The 22,766-nt window shown below is 41.6% G+C and carries 19 protein-coding genes; 3 read left to right on the forward strand and 16 right to left on the reverse strand.

Annotated features, from left to right (window positions below):
• Positions 1-210: 210 nt before the first annotated feature.
• The 3 genes from IPP86_03155 to IPP86_03165 form a co-directional block, all read right to left on the reverse strand.
• Positions 211-798 carry an HD domain-containing protein gene (locus IPP86_03155; protein ID MBL0137513.1) on the reverse strand — a complete coding sequence of 196 codons (588 nt, stop codon included), beginning with the start codon at positions 796-798 and terminating at the stop codon, positions 211-213.
• 59 nt (positions 799-857) lie between these two features.
• Entirely contained in the window at positions 858-2,537 is a 1,680-nt protein-coding gene (locus IPP86_03160; protein MBL0137514.1) for a response regulator, read from the reverse strand.
• A 276-nt stretch (positions 2,538-2,813) separates the two neighbouring features.
• A complete protein-coding gene (locus tag IPP86_03165) occupies positions 2,814-3,290 on the reverse strand; it encodes a nucleoside deaminase (protein ID MBL0137515.1) in 477 nt (158 codons plus the stop codon).
• A gap of 125 nt (positions 3,291-3,415) precedes the next feature.
• Here IPP86_03165 and IPP86_03170 point away from each other — a divergent pair, with 125 nt between their 5' ends.
• Positions 3,416-4,186, forward strand: coding sequence for an XdhC family protein (locus IPP86_03170; protein MBL0137516.1), 771 nt, complete (start codon positions 3,416-3,418; stop codon positions 4,184-4,186).
• A 131-nt stretch (positions 4,187-4,317) separates the two neighbouring features.
• Here the strand turns inward: IPP86_03170 and IPP86_03175 are convergent, their stop codons facing one another.
• The 13 genes from IPP86_03175 to xdhA form a co-directional block, all read right to left on the reverse strand.
• Entirely contained in the window at positions 4,318-5,745 is a 1,428-nt protein-coding gene (locus IPP86_03175) for a phosphoenolpyruvate kinase (GenBank protein ID MBL0137517.1), read from the reverse strand.
• 120 nt (positions 5,746-5,865) lie between these two features.
• Positions 5,866-6,576 carry a ChbG/HpnK family deacetylase gene (locus tag IPP86_03180; GenBank protein MBL0137518.1) on the reverse strand — a complete coding sequence of 237 codons (711 nt, stop codon included), beginning with the start codon at positions 6,574-6,576 and terminating at the stop codon, positions 5,866-5,868.
• Positions 6,573-7,661 (reverse strand): hypothetical protein, encoded by a 1,089-nt coding sequence (locus IPP86_03185; GenBank protein ID MBL0137519.1) that lies wholly within the window; start codon positions 7,659-7,661, stop codon positions 6,573-6,575. The genes IPP86_03180 and IPP86_03185 overlap by 4 nt, the downstream gene beginning before the upstream one ends.
• 3 nt (positions 7,662-7,664) lie before the next feature.
• Positions 7,665-9,092, reverse strand: coding sequence for an MBOAT family protein (locus tag IPP86_03190; protein MBL0137520.1), 1,428 nt, complete (start codon positions 9,090-9,092; stop codon positions 7,665-7,667).
• A 9-nt stretch (positions 9,093-9,101) separates the two neighbouring features.
• The gene (locus tag IPP86_03195) at positions 9,102-9,350 is read right to left on the reverse strand and encodes an acyl carrier protein (protein ID MBL0137521.1); all 249 of its coding nucleotides are present in this window, start codon (positions 9,348-9,350) and stop codon (positions 9,102-9,104) included.
• A 54-nt stretch (positions 9,351-9,404) separates the two neighbouring features.
• Positions 9,405-10,898 (reverse strand): AMP-binding protein, encoded by a 1,494-nt coding sequence (locus IPP86_03200; GenBank protein MBL0137522.1) that lies wholly within the window; start codon positions 10,896-10,898, stop codon positions 9,405-9,407.
• Between the two features lie 154 nt (positions 10,899-11,052).
• Positions 11,053-11,394, reverse strand: coding sequence for a hydroxyisourate hydrolase (gene uraH / locus IPP86_03205; GenBank protein ID MBL0137523.1), 342 nt, complete (start codon positions 11,392-11,394; stop codon positions 11,053-11,055).
• Positions 11,391-11,894 carry a 2-oxo-4-hydroxy-4-carboxy-5-ureidoimidazoline decarboxylase gene (gene uraD / locus IPP86_03210; protein MBL0137524.1) on the reverse strand — a complete coding sequence of 168 codons (504 nt, stop codon included), beginning with the start codon at positions 11,892-11,894 and terminating at the stop codon, positions 11,391-11,393. Before uraD ends, uraH begins: the two co-directional genes overlap by 4 nt.
• 8 nt (positions 11,895-11,902) lie before the next feature.
• Positions 11,903-12,913, reverse strand: a complete 1,011-nt coding sequence (gene alc / locus IPP86_03215; GenBank protein ID MBL0137525.1) for an allantoicase — start codon at positions 12,911-12,913, stop codon at positions 11,903-11,905.
• On the reverse strand, positions 12,910-14,265 hold the full coding sequence (gene allB / locus IPP86_03220) for an allantoinase AllB (protein MBL0137526.1): 1,356 nt from the start codon (positions 14,263-14,265) through the stop codon (positions 12,910-12,912). The genes alc and allB overlap by 4 nt, the downstream gene beginning before the upstream one ends.
• A gap of 75 nt (positions 14,266-14,340) precedes the next feature.
• Complete coding sequence (locus tag IPP86_03225; protein MBL0137527.1) at positions 14,341-15,528, reverse strand: urate hydroxylase PuuD; 1,188 nt, start codon at positions 15,526-15,528, stop codon at positions 14,341-14,343.
• Between the two features lie 378 nt (positions 15,529-15,906).
• Positions 15,907-18,219, reverse strand: coding sequence for a xanthine dehydrogenase molybdopterin binding subunit (gene xdhB / locus IPP86_03230; protein MBL0137528.1), 2,313 nt, complete (start codon positions 18,217-18,219; stop codon positions 15,907-15,909).
• Positions 18,220-18,232: 13 nt separating this feature from the next.
• Entirely contained in the window at positions 18,233-19,675 is a 1,443-nt protein-coding gene (gene xdhA / locus IPP86_03235; protein MBL0137529.1) for a xanthine dehydrogenase small subunit, read from the reverse strand.
• A gap of 229 nt (positions 19,676-19,904) precedes the next feature.
• On the opposite strand from xdhA, the gene IPP86_03240 reads away from it, so the two are divergent.
• Positions 19,905-22,106: a T9SS type A sorting domain-containing protein gene (locus IPP86_03240; protein MBL0137530.1), complete on the forward strand. Its 2,202-nt coding sequence runs from the start codon at positions 19,905-19,907 to the stop codon at positions 22,104-22,106.
• A gap of 28 nt (positions 22,107-22,134) precedes the next feature.
• Positions 22,135-22,725 (forward strand): outer membrane beta-barrel protein, encoded by a 591-nt coding sequence (locus IPP86_03245; GenBank protein MBL0137531.1) that lies wholly within the window; start codon positions 22,135-22,137, stop codon positions 22,723-22,725.
• The last annotated feature ends 41 nt before the right edge of the window (positions 22,726-22,766 follow it).

Here is a 22,766-nt window from a genome sequence, read left to right on the forward strand (position 1 = left end):
AAATCTATCAATAATATTTTTCCTTGCGGGGCTTACGGATGTGATTTTTTAACAATCCGTGTTATTCTTGATTTAATGCAGAATCCGAAAAAGAAACGCAAATAGCAGAAAAAAATTGTTAAGATCTGGTTTCCCCGGACAGAAATTAAGCCGGAGTAAATTAAAAGCTGAAAATTTTAACTAGTCTCAGGAGACTGTAGAAAGAGCAATTCAGGGTTTTGCGAGTAAATTTTTCACCTGCTGAAGATGAACTTCTTTTTGAAAATCGCGGAGTTCTTTAGCAGAACGGGTAAAATATTTATGGGTGAGGAGAAAAGTAACCTGTAGTTGGTTCCATTCTCTCAGAGTAGAAATATTCCCACTGTTTTTTAGTTCTTCAAACAATGTATTTCCGATGCTGAAAAAATCAGGGCGGCCGAGGTAGTCCAAATCGGCATCACAGAGAATTTCTTCCAGATGATTTTTTGGTTGCTGTGGAAATTTTGTCGCGAGAATCATTCCACAGATGGTTTCTATTTCAGTTTTACTGTAGCCAAATTCAGGTAATAATTTTCTGGCCATATCACTGCCAATTTGTTCGTGGTTTACAGCGTTTAGCAGGAAACCGGAATCGTGAAGCAGAGCTGCTACTTTCACAAGCTCGACATCTTCAGCGGGAATTTTCTCCCTTTCGCACAACATTTCTGCCGCGTTCAATACATCGAGAACATGGTGATAGCCATGATACGTGAGGTTGTCCGGTAATCCGGTATTCAGCTTTCCGAGTATAAATTGCTTTGTTTGTTCGTATCGGTTCATGACCGTGGATGGTGTTGACGAAGAATAATTCCTCGTGCTTTTGGAATAAGTTGTTTGATTCACGATTCGTTGGGAAAGGCGTTACGGATTACTTTTTCCCGGAGAGTTTCGGTGCTGAATGGTTTCATCATGTAATCATTCATTCCTGATGCAAGGCATTCATCGATTTCTTCCCGGGTAACATTAGCGGTCATTGCACAAATTCTGATATTCTTCTTTAATGTGTCTTCCAATTTCCGGATACGACGGGTAGTTTCATAACCATCCATTCCCGGCATTTGGATATCCATAAATACAAAACTGTAATTATCGGCATTGAGTTTATCAAGAGCCTCTTGTCCGTCATTCGCGACATCTACTTTTACCTCAGGGAAAATATCATTCAATGTATCCACTGCTACCATTTGATTGAATTCGTTGTCTTCAACCAATAGAATTTTTACGGTAGACAAATCATGTGAAGTCGCGAGATCGTCAATATTATCTTCTTGTGGTTTTGAAGTAATGGTGTATTTAATGGAAAAATAAAACTCAGATCCCTTGCCCGGCTCGCTTTGAACTTTCAGGTCTCCGCCATGCATTTCCACCAATTGTTTGGAGATGGTTAATCCCAGTCCGGTACCACCAAATTTTCTCGTAGTATCTGAGGAAGCTTGTCCAAAACTTTCGAAGATCTTGTCGATTTTGTCAGCAGGAATTCCAATACCTGTATCCCGGATACCTACTCTGACAACGACTTCTTTGTCATTTTTATTTTCTGGAATAACGGATATCGTAACAGCACCCTTTTCAGTGAATTTAATGGCATTACCGGCAAGGTTCATAATGACCTGGGTAATTCTTGTTTCATCGCCAACGACATATTCAGGAACACCTTCTCCTATGATCTGTTCCATTTTTATTCCCTTTTCTTCAGCCTTGAGACCGAGAATAGTGTGAATGTTGTGAATCGCCGAAATGAACGGGAATGGTACTGCTTCCAGTTCCATTTTGCCGGATTCAATTTTAGCGAGATCCAGAATATCGTTAATGATGACCAGCAGGTTGGCCCCGCTTTTCTTGATGACATTCAAATATTTTTCCTGCTGTTCGTTGAGCGGCGATTTGATCAGCAGGTTTGTCAATCCCACGATAGCATTCATGGGAGTGCGGATTTCATGGCTCATATTGGCCAGAAACTGCTGGCGGAATTTTTGAGTTTCGATCAGGTTATCACGGGTGATTGACAATTCATCATTGGTCTTACGCAACTCGAGCATTGTTTCATTCAAAGCGTGAGTACGTTCATTGACGAGTTGATTTAATCTTTCTTCCCGTTCCCGTGCTTCTTTTAAAGCCGCGTCATTTGAATTTCGTAATCGTTGAAAATTAATTTTAAAAATGTTCAGGATCAACTGCGGATATTTCACCGCAAGAGAATAAAAAACATCTTTTTTAATTTCCACCATCGTGAGGTCTGATCCCGCCACAATCGTTGCAGTTGCAACGGCATCAGCAAGGAAACTTTCTCCCAGTATAGAAAGCGAGCCAAGTGTTGCCAGCAGTACATCTTCATTGTAAATTTCTACTGTTCCGTTTTTTACAATATAAAGTGCACTGGGCACAGAGCCTTTATTTACCAAAACAGCACCTTTCGGATATTCATTCATTTCTGAATGAGAAAGAATTTCCGCGAGTACTACTTGGTCAAGATTGTGAAACAGGCTGCACGTGATTAGCGTGGAGTCGGAATGAGTCATAGATAAACGAAATGATAAAATCTTATAATCTTTGCACGCAGCAAAGAAATGCATGATGAATGCTCATGCAAGATAAATTATTTACACAATTCCGCAATAAAAAAGTGCTTCTTTTAACTGTTTTTCTCAGGTTTGCAGGAATTCCTTCGTTCAGCAAATTGATAGAGTGTAATTTACCAAGTAATTCCTGTAATTGCCCGAATCAGGAAAAAAACGATGAAAATGAAAAATGTGTATAAAATCAAGGCCCAATAATGGGTAAAGAGCTTTTTGAGATCAATAATCAATTTTATCCGGTTTGTTGATCCAGTCTTTAAAGATTTGTAACGCAGCAGCATCCGGAACATGGATCATTTCAATTTTTCGTTTGTCGGGGGAGACATTGATTTCTTCATATATAAAAGCGTCGTCAAAACCCGCTTCCGCGGCCTCGTGACGGGTATTAGCAAAATACACTTTGCTAGGTCGGGCCCAATAAATGGCACCCAGACACATGGGACAAGGTTCGCAGGAGGTATAAATCTCGCAATCAGTCAACTGAAAGCTATTCAGGTTGCGACATGCATCACGAATGGCGACGACTTCAGCATGGGCAGTAGGGTCGTTGGAGGATGTAACCTGGTTGGAACCTTTTCCGATTATTTTTCCATCTTTCACGACAACACAGCCAAATGGTCCTCCCTTGTTTGATTGAGAGCCTTCCCTTGACAGATCAACGGCGACTTTTATAAATTCAGTTGGATTATTTTTCATGGACGAACAATTTCAATTTTGCTGAGCGGGATGTAAAATTAATATTTTTTGCCAAGGATGAAGCTGAATCTCGCTGAATGTTGCTTATAAATATTATCTGTATTTTTGATTGATAAGATTATCACTTGCCGAACATTTTTGAAACCATATCAGAAGCAGGTAAACATCAGACCGATCTTGCTCTGTGTATTATTGTCAAAACACATGGCTCCACTCCAAGAGAAACCGGAGCCAAAATGTTGGTATTCCCGGATGGCCGAATTTCCGGAACAATTGGTGGAGGCGAGCTCGAAAAAAGTGTGATTGAACAGGCACTCAAAGTGTTAAAATCAGGAAAGCCTGCCTTTTTCCGTCATGATTTATTACATCAGCACAACATGTGTTGTGGAGGAAGTGTGGATGTTTATATAGAACCGATTATGAAAAAGAAACGACTCTATATTTTTGGTGCCGGTCATACCGGACATGCATTGGCCAAACTTGCCGTAGGACTTGATTTTGAAATTTACATAATCGATGACAGGAAAGAATATCTTGATCAGATCAACATCGAAGGTTTGAGTAAAATGAATCTGCACTACGCACAAGCACTTCCTTTATTGCCATTCGATGATCAAACTTTTGTTGCAATCATGACTTACAGTCACCCTTATGACCGTGACATTCTTGCATTCTGTCTAAAGAAACCTCATGCGTATCTGGGCATGATAGGAAGTCAGCGCAAAGTAGAGATGACAAAGAAAATGTTTGAAGAGGGGAAAATAGCCAGTCTGAATGAACTTGAAACAGTCGATATGCCCATGGGCATCGACATCAACGCCGAATCACCCGAAGAAATCGCCATCAGCATCCTTGCCAAAATGATTGCTGTGAAGAATACTGTAACTCGGGAGTAGACCCTTTTGGTTTAGTTGTTAGTTATTAGTTATTAGTTATTAGTTGTTAGTTTTTTAAACCACTAACCACTAACCACTAACCACTAACCACTAACCACTAACCACTAACCTCTAACGCGAAACTCAAAAAACTACTTCCTCCGGCCACGGAGTATCCGATAAAACGACCTGCTGTGAATTTCTTCCAGGGTCAATCCGGTTACCAACGCTTCTTCTTCAGTAATAGCTCCGGAATTCATTGCGCGGAGGAAATAATTCAGAAGTCCTTGTCCGGTTGCAGCATCATCAAAAATATCTCCTGAAAGTGTTGCCTGTGCCGCTTTGTTTACAAAGTGAAACAGGCGAGCCGCGGCGTCTTCATAACTCTCAAGAAAGAAAGTATACACAGCTGCATAACGCATGGGTAATTGCGCGGGATTAAGGTCCCAGCCCTGATAAAAACCATTGCGAAGAGAATGCATGGAATGACCATAACACAATTTCCAGGCACGGTGTACTACCATTGTGTTTTCCTGTTTTTGTTGATCTGTGAGATTGTCTCCTTTGTGCGGACCAATCGGCATGACATTGGTTGCTCCATCCGAAAGAAAAATTCCTGTTCCTGCTAAAGCCACTTTCGTCATGTGATGCGCGAAATCACAAACCGGATGATCCATGGTTTGATATTTAGCGGTGATGTTGCAGGAAGCTGTATAATCATATGTTCCGAAGTGAGCAGCAATGCATCTTCCTCCTGCTGCCATGATGAGGCCACGCAAAGGATTCACTCCGTTTTTATCCATGATGGCTTGCGTCGCTTCCACCATCATTTCCATTTTCAATGTGCCTTCAGGAATGTTATTTTCTTTTTCAATAATTTCAAACAACTGAACCAGCGCCTGCATTTGTTCCGGTATTGTTACTTTCGGAAGCATGACTACGAAATTGTCGGGCAATTTTCCTCCTGTTTCAGAAAGCAGCGTTGTCAGGAAAATATCAAGGGTACGGATACCACGTTGTTTTAAATCTTCTGTGAACGGTTTGATTCGAATGCCAATGAATGGTGAGATTGTTTTTTCTTTCATTCCTTTGGCCAATTCTTTAGCCGCATTCACAGCAGTCGCGTCTTCTTCATCATCCGGACGATTACCAAAACCATCTTCAAAATCAATACGAAAGTCTTCTACTGCTTCTCTTTCAAGCTTCGCGATTATTTTTTTATAAACGGTATAGGATAGCCATGCCGGATGTTTTTTTCGTTCATCCGCAGTCATTTTATCCAGGGTGGAAGTAAGTTCCGCAATCTTTGATTTTTCGGTTGGAAGTGTTTCGTGACCGCTGAGTTCGAGAACCCTTGCCAGCACAGTAAAATCAGGTGCATAGGAGGTGAGACTGCGTAAAGCAATCTCTCCCATCTTTTTTGTGGAATCAGAACGAAACAAATTCGCGCCACCATACACTGTATGTACCGGTTGTCTGTCGGGCTTATCACCCGGATAAACTTTTTGAAAGACTAAATTCGCTTTCTGTAAATCACTCAGAATTTTCTCTTTAGCAACAGGTGAAATGGATGTTTTCATACAGACTTATTCGTGCTTATTGAATTGGAGGTGGATTGGGGATTGAGGGTAATTTTCAGAGGTACAAAGTACCAGGATTTTTATGTACTATTTTATTTGCCAAATCTAAGCAAATACTTTTTACCGGATCAGGGAATAGTTTTTGAGAAACTCAGAAAAAGCAGGACTGTTCAGCAGCTGGTAGTCCTGATCCATGCCGGGATGAGTCATCAATTCAATGCTGTTCCCTTGTATTGTTGGTCTTGCTGCCATAAATTTTTCGAGACGGGCAAAATTTGGAATGTGATTTTGGGGATTGCTGTGTTTCTTGAAATAACGGTTTAAAAGTGATCGATAAATTTGTTTATGAAAAGCGCTTGGATAGAGTACATTTCCTGCAACACGAATGCGGACTCCACCGTATTTTTTTGCAAGTCGAACTACAATTTTTGCAACAGGCCAATTGGTATGTTTGTGATGATGTGAATCGATATGATGAAGTGATATTCCGGCTTTGATTAATTTTTGAATCTGCGCGTCGAGCTCCTGTTCCAGGATGTCCAGATATTTTTGATCTGCGGAAAGCCGGCCACCCGGATAAAATAATTTCTTTTCACCGTAAGCACTTTTGAAAACTTCCGAAACCGGTTTTCCTCCATCCAGATCCAGATGAATGCCGAGTTTTGGTTCCGGTGTTTGTTTTTTATACCACTCAACAGCTTCCTCAAAACCGGGCATTGTAACCATGACAGAAGTGGAGGAGATCAATCCCTTTTCATAACAATCGGTGATTCGCTGATTGGTGAGCGAATCAATCCCCAGATCGTCGGCGATGATAAGTATTCTCGTCATTGTTGGATGCGCGATGTATCTGTTGATACGGTTACTAATTTATTGAATTCCCTCGCCAGATATTTTGTGTACAAGACAGCACCTTCTTCATTTAAATGTGTTTCGTCAGAAGCGTATTGCGAGAGATACAAATCAGGATACTTTCTACTATCAGCAATTTCTATCCGATAACGGGGATCAATGTTATAAAATACTGTCAGAATTTCCTTGTATTGTCGAGGGTCGGCACGCGGATTCATCACGAAGACAGGGTAAATTCCATTGTCTTTCAACTTTTGTATGGTGGAATTGATCCGGTCAAGATAAACATGATTGTATTTTTTAATCAAAGCCGGATTTTTCTCAAGATCTTCAAATGCCTGTGCGGAATTTAGTTTTCGTGCCGCTAAACCACTGGTATCTTTTAGGAAATGTTCCCGACCCGCATCTTCATGGATTTCTTTGCCGCTATAACCGTTGTATACTTCACCCATATCAGCGATGGAATCTGTCACCATCGCTTGTCTTTTGTGATAATCATTCCGGTCGCTAATGGATCCTACATTGAGTAAATGATCCATGTAGCCAACCAGATGAGAGGAAAGTGCGGCAGCTTTGACCAATGGGGGAGAAGGGGAAGAGACAATGGATCGAAGTGTAAAAGTAAAATCAGACCAGTTGTACCAGTAAATTGCACGTGCAGTATGCATGTTCTGGTAATCTATGATTTTTATTTTCGATAACTCGATGAATAAGTAACGTGTACCTTCTTTGTTTTCTTTTACGACATGATCAAGCATATAATACACTTCCGGGAAGCCCATCCAGTCAACACCGTAATTAAAGGAATTGATATGCAAGGATGAGTCTGCGGATTCATTGAAAACCTGTGGCACAAAACCTCTTCGTGTGGAACTGGAACCAATAAATAAGAGGTTGAAACGATTCGGGTACGTACGCAGATATTCTCTTTTTAAATGCAAAGCATCAAAGCTGTAGGACCATGGCAATTCACGTTCCGGAGCACGTAAATATTTTCTCACCGGAATGCTCAGTACGATGGCAAGCAAACCAAAAAGAAATAATTTGAGGATCAGCTTTGCCATTGTTTAGAATTGAGCGTAGATAAAACCTTTTCCTCCAAGGATTCCGAGGTTTAAAATAACAAGGGCAATAAGACCATATACCGACCAGCGTACAGCCAAGGGTTTAGATGAAAGTGCTTCGCTGAAACTTATTTTAGGTTGATAAAATTGCAGAACAAGAAGAAGAATTACTCCCAAGCAAGCAAGCATGAAATTCAACGGATCCAGACCAAGAGAAAAAAGTGAAACCACTTTTGAAGTATCAAAAAGATGAGTGAGTACGTACCATCCTTCGCTCACTGTGTTGGCACGCACAAATGTGAAGCTTAGTAAGGTGAAGATAAATGTGATCGAGACGGAAAGATATTTTGCAGTTGCCGGAGATAATTTTTTAAATGTTTTTTTTCTCCATTTTGCCGTGCGCAATTCATAGCCCATCGCGAGACCATTAATCAATCCCCAGGTCATAAATGTCCAGCCGACTCCATGCCACAAACCGCTCAGGAAAAATGTAATGAAGATGGCGAAAACCATTCCCCAGTTTCCGAGATTTCTCCATTGAAGTGAAATAGGATTATATACATATTCATACAGCCATGTAGAAAGTGAAATGTGCCATCGTTTCCAGAAATCTGTAACAGAGGTAGCGGCAAATGGCCTGTTGAAGTTTTGCATGATTTCAAACCCGAGTATGGATGAAATACCGAGTGCCATATCCATGTAACCGGAGAAATCCGCATACAATTGAACCATGTAGAATAATCCGGCAAGCAAAAGCACAATCCCGCTGTAACTACCGGTATGATCATACACCTGACTCACGAAAATCGAAAGCCGGTCAGCAATGACCAGTTTTTTTATCAAACCCCAGGCGATAAGTTTTAATCCGCCAACAACTCTGTTGTAATCAAATTTTTGTTCGTGATGCAATTGTGGCAGGAGATTCCTGGGTCGATCAACCGGTCCCTGGATGAGTTTAGGGAAGTAGAGGAAGTAAGTAACAAATACGAGAAAGTTTTTCTCTGGAACTTCCATCTCACGTTGAATATCCACATTGTATCCGATAGCCTGCAAAGTGAAATAGGATAACCCGACCGGAATTAAAAAATTCACAACCGGCAATGGGTTGTCAATATGGATTGAATGCAATAACGAAGTCAGTTCAAGATTGAAGAAATTATAATACTTAAATAAAAACAAAGCGCCCAAATTCACGAGGCAACTGAGAAATAGTATCAGTTCTTTTCTTGATGATTTTTCAATGAGAATTCCTGAAAAGTAATTAACGACGATCAGTCCTGACAGGATTCCAAGTCCTTTCAAACTGTAGAATGCGCAAAATATTACCGAGCCGGTAAGCAGCCAGAGTAATTGCACCTTTCCTCTCATCCTGAAATAAAGGATGGCAAAAAGGAAAAAGAAAATCAGGAATGTGAACGAATTAAATACCATCAATTTCCTTTAGGCAGCGGCAAGTTTGGAATGGATCATGTTTACCATATCACCGACATTTTTAAATCCCAGTACTTCTTTTAGTTTGAATTTAACCATGAAATGCTTTTCAACTTCAACAATCATGGAAGTATGCGTCAATGAATCCCATCCATCCACATCGTTCGCGGTCGTATCCATCTGTAAAATGACAGTTTCGTTTTCAAAGATTCTTTTGAAAATCCCCGTAAGTTGATTTAATATTTCGTGTTTTTCCATTTTGTTCCCTCTCAATTATCGATCACAATTCGTGTGAATATTTTTGTTTACCGATTATAATCCTGCCTGTGCCATCAATGCTTTTCGATCTGTTTTTCCATTTGAATTCAGTGGAAACAATCCTGTCCCGATGATTTTAGCGGGAAGCATGTATGAAGGGATGGATTCTTTCAGATGTTTCAACAATGAAGCTGTGGATTCAGTGAAGTTTTCAATGAACAGATAAATTTGCCAGACTGTTTCTTCGTTCTGCTTTGCAATGGCAACGACATTGTGTGTTTTCAGGAAATCTCGGGCCTGCATTTCAATTTCACCCAATTCCACACGAAAGCCCTGAATCTTTACCTGGAAATCTATTCTTCCACTATAGCTAGTGTCTCCTTCTGAATCCGTAAAACACAAATCTCCGGTTCTGTAATAGCGTTTGTTGTTATAATTGAAAAAGGCTTCCTTGTTTTTTTGTTCATTTTTCCAATATCCCGGAGTGACTTGCGCTCCATGAAGACAAAGCTCTCCTTTTTCCATTGCTACTGCAGGCTTTCCATCTTCTGTGAAGATAGTTGCTTCCATGGAATCCATAGCCTGACCGATGCACAATATTCCGTTGAGACATTTATTTCCTCCTTTACGGTGGATCGGATAAGTAGTACAGAAGATCGTCGCTTCCGTTGGCCCATAGACATTTAACAATTGCGCATGCGGAATGCACTTTGCCCATTCCAACGTTACATCTTCATACAAAGCCTCACCACAGAAAAGCGAGTACTTCATTTTCTCTAAAAATATTTCTTCAAAATATGGTCTCAGATGTGTGATGATGGATGGAACCAATAAAGCAAATGTGATGTGGTGCTCTTCAAGCAGACGATAAACCTGCATGTATTTTATTCCATCGAAGGGAACAGTATACACACAGGCTCCAATACACAAGGGAGCCATATAGCTCATAATGGATAAATCAAATGTCATATCAAACATTTGAATGAATCTGTCGGAGCTATCGATATCAAAGCCGAGGGCAAAAAATGCTCTCAGAAATGATTCCAGATTTTGAATTGTAAGTGGAACACCCTTTGGAACACCCGTACTTCCTGATGTGAACAGAATGTAAGCGAGTCTGTCAGGCTCCGGTTCTATAAAGGAAGGAACAGAACTGATATCTTGAGGCAAATTTGTTTTCAGTACCATGGTAGATGTGGATGAAAAAGCCATCGCTTCTTCTTCCAGCTTGCTACTGAGCAATACACTTATTTCTGCCTGTTCGATGATGGATTCATTCCTTGTCTTCGGATGCAAAGGATTGATCGGAACAAAAGCATGGCCGCTGAATAAAATGGCAAAAACAGAAGCATAAGTTTGCAAATCATCGTAAGTCAAAATACCGATGTTGCAATTTCCTTCAAGACCTTTGCTTTGAATCTGGTGTTGAATGTTCGCGACGCATGCTCCGAATTCAGCATACGTATAATGTGTTCCTGCAACACAAAAAGCCGGTTGATCCCTTGCTACCAGAATATTGCGAAGGATTTCCTCCAGAGGACGATTCATATCCCTGCAATACGTTCAAAAAAGGGCATTGTTTCGGAGGCCGGGAAGAAATTGCAGCCTTAAATACTGTCGAAAGTGGTTGTTGTTCAATTAAATACGGCTTAATCTCGAATCGTAGGCGGAATTCATGCTTAATCAGGAGAGATTTCAGCGCTCAGCTGCCACGATAAGTCGTGAAACCATACGGACTTAACAACAGTGGAATATGGTAATGTCTGGGGTCGCTTACTTCAAAAGTGATTTGTACGTAAGGATAAAAACTTTTCATTCCCTGTTTGGTAAAATATTCTGAAGTCTCAAAAGTGATCCTGTAAATTCCGGGAGAAAGTAAGACATCCGCTTTGAGCAAATCAGCTACACGACCATCCGCATTTGTAATTCCTTCTGCCAATGGGAGCCATTTGTTGTCTACCGAAAATGCTTCCAGTGCAAGATGAATACCTTGCGCTGGAATTCCTTTGGATGTGTCCAGAATGTGTGTCGTAATCTGACTCATGACAATAATTTTTCTAAACGTAAACGTGTTATTTTGTTCTGCTCCGTGGCAGCGATTCTCAATTCGGTTTCTTTATCGTTGTGGATCCGGCTGTTCAGTAATTCCAACATCTCTCCCGCACTTTTTCCAGTTGCACAAACGATGAAAATAAAACCAAATTTAGTTTCATATGCATCATTCCCGGCAGCCAGATCTTCCAGTGTTTTTTGTGAAGCGGAATGTACAGAAGCTTGTTCACTGCCCGCAAGTTTACTGGTCGAAGCGAATTTTTTTTCTAAACTTTTCAGGTCACCAATTTTTGGGTGATGTAAAAATGCTTCCAGCCAATCAGTAGCGTTGGTTTGATCCCAGAAGAGATCGGATTTTTCAAATACTTCTTCGCGATTTTGAAATGGCGCGGACGCAACCATCTTTTCAGCCCAGGATGTACATCCGCAGCATTTCATGAATTCTTCGCGAAGTTGTGAGGATCCGAGATTATTGAGTTCAGTGAGCGTCATTTGAATAATCAAATAATGTTTCCAAAACACCTGAGTCTGCTGATGCCACCATCCGGAAATATATTCAAACGGATATGGGTAATGGAATCATGAGGAAGAATTTCCTTTTCATATTCATGCTCATGATCCGCTTGTAATTTTTGTTTTGGAAGAATTTCTTTCCAGGAAATTTTTTCGGAAGAAATATTTTTTTCTTCTTCCTTAGAAATGGAACAGGCTTCAATCGAGCAGGTGTCAGGATAATTGCCTTTAAAATGACAAGTATCCACAAGCAGGCTTTTTATTTTTCCCGGATGCGCGAGTCGTACGATCACCCAGTCGCGGTTATTCGGTGTGCGGTTTCTTTTTGTTTCCCATCCATCGCCCATATTCACACCTCTTCCTGGCATGATTAAATTATCCATGTGGGAAAAAAACATATCGTTGCAAAGAATTGCCTTTGCTCCATTTAAAGCGGAGGCTAGGTCAATCACATCGTCCTTCTTTACTTTTGTCCAGTCTTTCTGAACTTCTCCGTAGACTTTCAATCGTGCAACACCGCCGTCAGGATAGATGTGTAATTTAATATGCGAGTATAGATTTCTATCTGTACAAGCGTAAAAATTCTGACTTCCGGGATTCAAAGGTGATTTGGGAAGAATTTCTTTCCATTCAATATCGGCATCTTCCGGATTTTTTCCGACTGGCAATAAACAAGCTTCTATTGAAGCAAAAGGCGGATGATTACCCAGGAAAAAATTGGTGTCGATATCGAAACCGTGCAAGACGCCGGGAACTCCAAGTTGCACAATGCACCAGTCATGCCCGGGGACACGCTTTCTGCGCGATTCCCAACCATCCATCCACTTACCGCGATCCGTATATTTATCGGCAATGAAAATTCCACGTCCGGGTTTAATGAGATTTTCTTTTTCAGCAAAGAAATCATCCGTACAGGCAATGGCTTTTGCTCCCAGCTTATCCGCAGCCAGATTCAACAGCTGTGTGAATGCAGGAGCCTCAGAAACTTCTTTTATCATAGCGTATTTAAAATCACTTGTCCTGTCGGCGAAGATACTAAGGATCCTTTATCGTAAACCTTGTTACCCCGGACATAGGTTAATTCAACCAACCCGCTGAGCATTTGTCCTTCATAAGGAGTGATCGGATGACGGAATCGAATATTGCTGCGGGACACTTTTAGTTTTTTCTCAGGGCTCCAGACAACGATATCCGCGTCAGCGCCGGGTTCGAGACGGCCTTTGTTTTTAAGACCGAGAAAATCAGCCACATTTCTGCTCATCAGGTTAGAGATTTCCGAAATTCCTGTTTTATCACGCAATGCAACAGTCCAGATGATAGCCAATGTAAATTGTAAAGATGAAATTCCACCCCATGCTTCCTTCAGGTTTCCGCTTTCAATCTCCTTGATTTCAGGTGGAGCAGGGGAGTGATCTGATACAATGAAATCCAGTGTACCGTCTTTTAGTGCTTGCCAGAGTTTTTCATTGTTTTCTTTTTCACGGATCGGGGGCGTGCATTTGAAACGTGTATCTCCATCCTTGATGGTTTCAGAATCAAAGAAGAGGTAATGCGGACAGGTTTCTACAGTAAGTGGTAAATTGTTTGAACGTGCTTCCCTGATCTGCTCAATTGAATCTGAAGAAGATAAATGCACAATGTGTACTCGTGCGCCGGTCTTCTTGCATAGGGCAATCAGTTCTTTGATCGCTTCGTTTTCCCAGGAGCGTGGTCTCGAGCCTAAAAAAGCCTGATATGATTCCGGATCGTCTTCAAAAGCTTTTTGTCCTTTGTGTTTTGAATCCAGTTCAGCATGCGCAAGTAAAGGCAAATTATATTTTTTAAGAATCGGTGCCGCTTTTTCCAGATCTTTCAAGCTCGCATTCGGAAAATCATCAATACCGGAATGTGTCAGAAATGCTTTAAAGCCCAGCACTCCTGCTTTTATCAAGGGTTCGATTTCAGATACATCTCCTGAAACAATACCTCCCCAGAAGCCGCAATCCACAAACAGTTTTCCTTCCGCAGCGGCTAATTTTTCCTTGAGATTTTTTACTGTTGTTGTAACCGGAGTGGAATTTAAAGGCATGTCTACCAGAGTGGTAATTCCACCCGAAGCCGCGGCCCGTGTTGCTGTTTCGAATCCTTCCCAGTCGGTACGTCCCGGTTCATTGATGTGTACATGACAATCAATCAGTCCGGGCATGACAACCGAATCTTTTACATCGTCAAATATTTTGGCGGATTTGAGATCGCCTTTACCTTCTTTGATTTCAAGGATTTTTCCCTCGTGGATGTAAATGGTTGCATCTTTCAATTCTCCATCCAGAAGAACTCGTTTACTGTGTATGGCAAGATCTGGGATCGACATTTTTTAAAATAAAATTCAGAATACAACCGGGAAAACCCCCGGTCCGTTCACAAGATAAGGTTATAAGCGGAATAATCAGTTTTCAATTTTCGCACCCTGGTCAATCCAAAGTCCGATGAGTTCACGTTCTTCTTCAGTGATGCCTGTTTTATTTGCCTGAGGCATTGTTTTCGTTTGTACTGCCCGAACAAGAATCCTTGCCGACATCTTCTGAATTTGCTCAGGAGTGTCAAACATCACACCTCCGGGAGCGACTTTTTGAACGTCATCAGTAGGATTAGCGGAATGACAATTTTGACAACGTGCCTTAAAAATAGGCTGAACCTGACTGAAGGCGACAGGCGCTGAAGATTTTCGGGAAGAGGGTGTAGGTGCTGTTACTATAACAAGGGCAATCAATGCGATCACGGCGAAAGGAATCATCCATGCAGCATGCTGACCTTTTTCATGCAGATTGATATAATGTCTAACGGCTACACTTGCGAGCGTGAGTCCTGCAAGTACCGCCCAATTAAATGCATTGCCAAACGTAGCAGGGAAGTGATTACTGATCATTACAAAGATGACCGGCAGTGTCATGTAATTGTTGTGCAGTGAACGAAGACCGGCGTATTTTCCAAGATTCGGATCGAGTGGTTGACCATGTTTCGCGGCTTTCACCATTGCTTTTTGTGCGGGGATGATCACAAAAAAAACATTGCCCGCCATAATGGTTCCGATGAGAGCTCCAACATGGATAAAGGCTGCACGTCCGCTCAGAAAATGACTGAGAAAAAAGGAGATGAGGGTAATGATTAAAAACCCAATGATGGCGAATGTTTTCTTTTGCTGAATCAAAGGAGTACGGCAAAGAAAATCATACACGAGCCAGCCGAAAATCAGAGTGCCAATTCCAATCAGAATCGATGCGGCAGGAGAAATTTTTGCTACATCAGGATCTATCATGAATGTTTTGGCATTAAAATAATAGACCAAAGTCAGCAGAATGATTCCGGTGAGCCAGGTGAAATAGGCTTCGTATTTGAACCAATGCAATTTCTTTGGCAACTCTCCCGGAGCAATCTTATATTTTTCTACATAATAAAAACCGCCTCCATGAATGGCCCATAAATTCCCTGCCAGTTCATCTCGAAGATTTTCCGTCCGGTTTAAACTGTTCTCCAGAAAAATAAAATAGAATGAAGCTCCGATCCACGATATTCCCAGAATCACATGAGCCCATCGGAAAATCAGGTGGATCCAGTCCATCACATGTGCTCCGATTCCGTAATGATCCACCAGAAGATAAATACCATAGGCAAGAAAAATGCATACGATACCCCAGGTAATTACTTTTCTGATCAGAGTAAGTTCCTGGATGCTTTCTTTTATTTCTTCAATATCGGATTGATTCATAAGATAAATCGGGAAGCGAATATAAGATTTGAAAAGAAGTTTAGGCTTGTTTCAATTAAGGGCACTTCTAAAAACCTATTTTGGGTGATGTGCGCAGAGATTTTTTTGCAATACGAGACGTGAGGAAGGAGGATACTGGAACTAAGTATCAGACTGACGAACAACGAAGTATTGCAAAAAAAGATCAAGCATTGAAAGTTCTTAATTGAAATAATGAATTATATTAACAGCACCCGAAAGAGGTTTTTAGAGGTGCCCTTTATTTCGAATCTCTTCAATGGAAAGAAGAATGACTTCATTGGTAGCGGGCAGACTGAAAGCCGGTTCAAACTGATGATTGCCAACGGCTGAAATGGCATCTTTAATGGCAAGCCAGGAGCTGAAACAAAGCATAAAGGGAGGTTCTGCAACCGCTTTGCTTTTGCGAATTGCATTCGGATTTGGAGCATTCTGCAACAGCTTCACTCTGAAATCTTCAGGAATATCCTGTATGGAAGGAATTTTATAGGTATCAGGTGAATGGTTCAACTGATTTCCTTTCGCGTCCCATTTGATCTCTTCTGTCGTACACCAGCCAAGGCCCTGAATAAACCCGCCTTCAACCTGACCAATATCTATTCCCGGGTTAATCGAATCGCCGACATCATGCAGAATGTCTGTACGTATATTTTTTACATAACCGGTCAGCGTATCCACCATCACTTCACTCACAGCCATTCCAAAAGCGTAGTAATTAAATGGTTTTCCCCAGCCTCTTTGTTTGTCCCAACCGACATTTGGTGTGGCGTAAAATCCTGTAGCGCTGAGACTCACCTGTTGCAAATTCGCCAGCAGCATCGCGTCAGCAAATTGCATTTTCCGCTCCGGATTTTTTGAATCAGAAATCAGGTTGTTTTGAATAATGATATTTTCTTCTCTGCTTGGATTTTGAGGATTGCTTTTACTGAATTCAGCCGACATCAGTTTCACAATGCGTGATCGAAGTTTGTCGATGGCATTTTTTACAGCCATTCCGTTCAGGTCAGTCCCGGCAGAAGCTGCTGTAGCGGAGGTATTGGGGACTTTGGAGGTGTTTGTCGCATTCACCTTGATACTGTCAAGGCTGACACCCAATTCCGCCGCCGCGATCTGAGCTATTTTGGTGTTGAGGCCCTGTCCCATTTCGGTTCCTCCGTGATTCACGAGGATAGTGCCGTCTTTGTAAATGTTCACCAAAGCCCCGGCCTGATTGAGGAATGTCGTGGTAAAAGAGATCCCGAATTTCACAGGCGTGAGCGCTAATCCTTTTTTATAGAATTCATGGTTGGCATTAAACGCGTCCACTTCTTTTCTTCTTTTAAAATAATCGGAAGTGGAAATGAGCTGGTCATAGATCAGGAAAAGACGGTTGAGTTCAACTTCCTGACCATAATGAGTAATATTGTTTTTATCCGTGCCGTAAAAATTTATTCTTCTTACTTCTGCGGCATCAAGTTTCAGAAATCTTGCAATACGATCGATCACCGTTTCAATGCCTGCTACTCCCTGAGGTCCTCCGAAACCACGAAATGCGGTATTGGAAGGAAGATTTGTACGATAAGCTTTTCCAACCACGGTCATGTTGGGAATGAAGTAAGCATTATCAGCATGCAACATGGCACGTTCGAGGATGGCGATACTTAGATCTGTGGCGCATCCACCGTCAGCGTTTTGTTCAAATTTCAAAGCGAGAATTCTTCCCTGAGCATCAAAACCAACTTCATAACGGATAAGATAAGGATGTCTTTTTCCCGTGATTTTCTGATCATCATCTCTGAAAAGCCGAATCTTAACCGGACGTTTGGTTGCATTGGCCAGCAAAGCGGTCCAGGCGGCGGTATGATTGGCTTGTGTTTCTTTTCCTCCGAAAGCGCCACCCATCCGGCGTGTTTCCACGACAACTTCGTTTTTATTCAGACCAAGAACTTCCGCTACAATGGCTTGTGTTTCGGATGGGTGCTGCGTGGATGAATAAATATTCATTTCTAAACCTTCACCGGGAATGGCCAGACAGGACTGTGTTTCAAGGTACCAGTGTTCCTGGGCACCGGTACGGATTTCTCCTTTGAAGGTGTGCGGAGCTTTCGCGAGCGCGGCATCCGCGTCACCTCTTTGCATGGTTCGCGGCGGCGCGAGCAAAGTTCCTTTTTCAATGGCTGTATCCAGGTTGAGAATCGGTTCCAGAACTTCGTATTCGATATGGATGAGTTGTGCAGCTTTTCGTGCGGTCTCTTCATCATCCGCGGCGATGAGCAGGATGGCTTGTCCTACACAATTCACGGTCTGATCAGCCAGACAAGGTTCATCATGGATCACCGGGCCCATTTGATTCTGGCCGGGAATATCCTGAGCGCGAAGGATGGCGTGGACGCCTTTCAGGCCTTTCGCTTCAGTAATGTCAATGGATTTTATCCTTGCATGAGCATGAGGGCTATAGAGTACATGTCCGTGCAGCAATTGACTGTTCACCGGAATATCGTCGATGTAAATCGATTTTCCGCTGACGTGTTTGATGGCGCTATCGTGGGGGATGTTGTTCATGAATTAATTTGCCTCAGTGTTTTTGGGTTTCATCCCAGAATTTGAGCATCAGATTTTTTGCTGCCAGTCTCCGGAATTCTGCGCCTGATCGGGCATCCGAAAGGGGAGTGTATTCAGTATAGACCAACTCACCGGCCTTTTCCGCGTTTTCTCTGGTCCATTTTTTACCCAAAAGAAACTCCTCTGCTCCGGCCGCTCTTTTTGTTTTTTCAGCCATGCCACCATAGGCTAGAATGGCTGAGGAAATATTTTCTCCGTTAAAAGTCAGATTGAATCCACTGCTTACTGTAGAGATGTCAAGGTCTTTTCGTTTGGATACTTTATAGGAAGATATTAATGAATTTATATTCATTTTAGGAATGATCACGGCTGCAATGATTTCATCCGGCATTCTCTGTGTTTTGCGGTAGCCGGTCACAAATTCGGACATCGGGATTTCGCGTTTGCCTTTCAGGTTTTGCAGCACGATTCTGGCTTCGAGCGCCATCAATACGGGGAGTGTATCTCCTATGGGAGAAGCGCTTCCCAGATTGCCACCGAAAGTCGCGAGAGAACGGATTTGTCGGGAACCGAATACCGCCAGCATTTTGTACAGCGGAGGGAAAATGGATTCGCTTTTCCTTTTTACTTCTTCCAGACTCATTCCGGAACCGAACGTAACTTCTTTCCCTTTTTCGGAGAAGCTTTTTAATTCAGTCACATGGGATAAATCGAGAATTTTTGAAAGCAGTTCGTGTTTTTTTGTCACACGCAATGCGATATCCGTAGCCCCCTGGAGAAGCAGTGCATCCGGGTGTTCAGACAACAATTGCAAAGCATCCGCGAGCTTTTGGGGCTGGAAGTATTTTTGTTCACCGGAGATGTGGTAAAGCGCACTTTGATCTTTTTGTATGGATGATAATTTCGCTATTACATCCTTTTCAGAGGCAGTGAAATGATCCACACCATTGTGCGCACAGGCTGAAGCGGCCGCTTCCACTATTGGTCGATAGCCGGTACAACGGCAAAGGTTTCCGGTAAGTGCATCACGGATTTCCTCCGGTCCGGGCTGTTTGGATTCTTTGTAGAGCGCCAGCATGGACATGATAAATCCGGGTGTACAATAACCGCACTGGCTCCCGTTTTTCTGAACCATTTCTTCCTGAACCGGATGAAGCTGTTCGCCGGTCTGCAGGTTTTCTACGGTTAGCAGTTGCTTTCCATGCAACATGGGCATGAAAACAAGACAGGAGTCGATAGCAGTATATTTTAACTTTTCATTCGCTCCCAATTCCGCGACCACTACGGTGCAGGCCCCGCAATCGCCTTCCGCGCAACCTTCCTTACTGCCTTTGTGTTCAGGTGAATTGCGGAGATAATTCAGCACAGTTGTGGTGGGTGAAACACCCTTTTCACCGAGCCTTATTTTTTGAATCTTTCCGTCCTGTACGAATACAATTTCTGAGTTTTCCTTCATAGTCTGGATTGCTTCAAATTTAAGGAAAGAATTGAGATGAGCCAGTATGATATAGTTGGATTTCAACACCAATCATTGATAATTGAAGCCTCACCTATGATTAGAGAATATTCACCATTTCATGGAATAGTGTCTGAAATTTTTATATAAGTTTAAATGATTTTTATTCAGGCCATCAATTCTTCAAAGCATTGATGTAGGGGTCGTTCATACAATTCAAGATTCTGACATGAAATTTTTCTATTCATTTCTTCTTTTACTAAGTATTAATGAACTGGCTTTCGCCCAATCCACCTGGATACAACGTACCTACTTTGAGTTATACAATCCCTACCAGAATCACGATTCATTAACAGGTATGAGAGAGATAGAAATCGGAGACGACGGAGCAATTTATGTATTGGCTTTTTGTAATCAGGACGCAGATGAAAGATTAATGAAATTTGAACCGGATAGTGGCACTTTACTATGGGAAAATTTTGTTGGAGGACATGGAGGTATAACGGGTCATATGGTAAGTGCAGTTTCGTCAACTCGGGATTCCGGTTGTGTAATTACGAAGAATGATTGGGGCTTTGTAGGTTTCCCTCAGGTTTTTGGGAAAATTGAAAAATATTCCAGGAATGGATTCCTACAGTGGTCGCATGATTTCGATATCACAAATTCTACTGTTGCCTATACAAATGCAGCTGTTGATGTAGCGGAAAATTCTTATGGAAATATTTTTGCAATGGTAGGGGATGGATATATTGATACACTATTCGAATTTGATAAAAACGGGAATATCATATTCCAGACTGGAAATGTCGTGGGTTATAATTTATTTAGAGTGAGTGATGGAGAATTGCTTGTATTTACACAACATCAGACAATAGACCGAATTGATTCTACAGGTTTTATTTATTGGTCCCTGCCTTGTCAGGGTGTTTTAGGGGCTGATTCAACGATAGCCTATATTCTCACTCAATCCGGAATTCAAAAAGTTCAGCTTTCCACAGGACAAATTCTCTGGACAAAATCTTTTCCATTTGGATTGTCCTCTGTGGTGGTTTTAGCTGATGGTGGCTTCATCGGTTGCAGTGGAAAAATACCACGAGGTGTATTTGATATATCACCGGTTCCATATTATTTGCAAAATTCACAAATACCAGGTTCGATTTCCCGGGTTGATTCTTCAGGAAATATTATATGGACGAAACAATATGATTTTCCGAAGTATGGTTTGAGTTGTGTGAAAAGATTGAATTCAGGGAACATTGTAACCGGAGGAGCATTCATGTTTACGAATTGCTTTTATAATTATCCAAGGGATTATTCCTCCTTTATAGCAACATTGGATTCTTCAGGGAATAGTGTTTTGGATTCAATTTCTTATACGTGGCCGGGAGACGCGAACAATAATCAATATGTTAGTTTGGTGGACGACGTTTTGAATACCGGAATAGCACTTGGTTATTCCGGGCCACACAGAGATACTTTGTTAACGCCTTTTACTTCCTTTCCTTTTACGGGTATTCATAGTGATTATGCGATTGACTGGGCTACTTCTTTTAATAATGCTGTTAATCATAAACATGCGGATTTTAATGGGGATGGAAGAATAGATACAACTGATATGTTGATGTATGGAATTGATTATCCAATGCCTTGTACGATTCCAAATTGGAGAATGAAAAATGATAAAAACCAATCAGCTTTCATTCCAGATTTGAAATTCAGCGCTCTTAGTAATTCTGTTCAAGCCGGGGATACTATCCGGTACTATATAATTCTGGGTTCCGGCTTAATTCCTGTTGATACTATTTATGGCCTGGCTTTTCATACGAATTACGCCTATGATTTTCAAGATTCAGAAACAAGTTTGGATTTTATCAACGGGCACTTGGGTTCAGCCGGTTTGGATTTATTCACTAGTTTTCCTGCTCATGATCCATCTCAAACTAATTTGGCAGCTGTCTGGTGCAGAACAGATCGTCACGATGTCTACAATGTGATCAATGATACATTGGGCATTCTTAAAATTTCAACGGATCCAACCTGGACTACCATAACGTCTTTGAATCTTCGAGTTGTTGAATTAAAAGCTGTTAAATTTGATGAGAGCCTTGTTAATTTAAATGTAATCATTGATTCTGTTGTTGTTTTTCCGATTGGTTCAGGAATAGAATCGATGTTGACTCAGAACACAAGGGTTTATCCCAATCCCGTTAATTCTAAACTAACTATCTCCGGCATTCCTTCTGAAATAAAATCCGATCAAATTGAATTGACGGATTTACTTGGAGTAAAAATGCCGGATGCAAAAATCAGGGTAATAAATTCTGATAACTCAATCTCTTTGGATTTATCAAATTACACCAATGGTATATACTTCATAAAATTTACAGGTTACGAATCAGACTTTGTCAGGAAAATTATTGTTCAGCACTGACAAAAAGAAATATTCGTACCTTTAGTAAATGAAGGCGAGGTTCAGATTTCTATTTATACACATTCTCATTCTTTTTTCCTGTGACTTTGCTTTCTCCCAGGCTTCCCTCGGTATCAAAGCCGGTGGCGGTTTATTCAACATCAAATCTTCATTGAAGAGTGAGGCCATCCCATCCTGGGAAGCGGGATTTTTTTCGGTCGCGGATTTATCCGAACACTTAACACTTCAACCCGAGATAGATTATTCTGATAAAGGTGGGAAAGTTACTTTTGAAGATACAGCCTGTACCGTGCATCTTCAGAGCGCGAATGTCCGGTTTATCGTTTCCTATCTTTTCAATGAAAGATTTGCTCTAGGAGCCGGGCCCTATTTTTCATACATGATCAAGGCCAGTCAAAGTAAAGTGATCGTCCCCAAATCATGGTACTCACCTTTTGGCGTCGGATTTAATGCTGCAGCTTCCCTGAATGCCGGCCTCTGGATTTTTTCCATCCGTTACGATCAAAGCCTTACCCTCTTAACCCGCGATGGCGATGTCGAAATTTCAAAAAGCGTCAATCCTTTGAAATCATCACATGTTAGTGGGTTTTCTCTTGTGGTGTGTGTGGGATTTGATTAAAAGGAGGGACGAGGGACTGGGGACGAGGGACGAACAAAATA

The organism is Bacteroidota bacterium (assembly GCA_016720935.1).
Classification (GTDB): domain Bacteria; phylum Bacteroidota; class Bacteroidia; order AKYH767-A; family 2013-40CM-41-45; genus JADKJP01.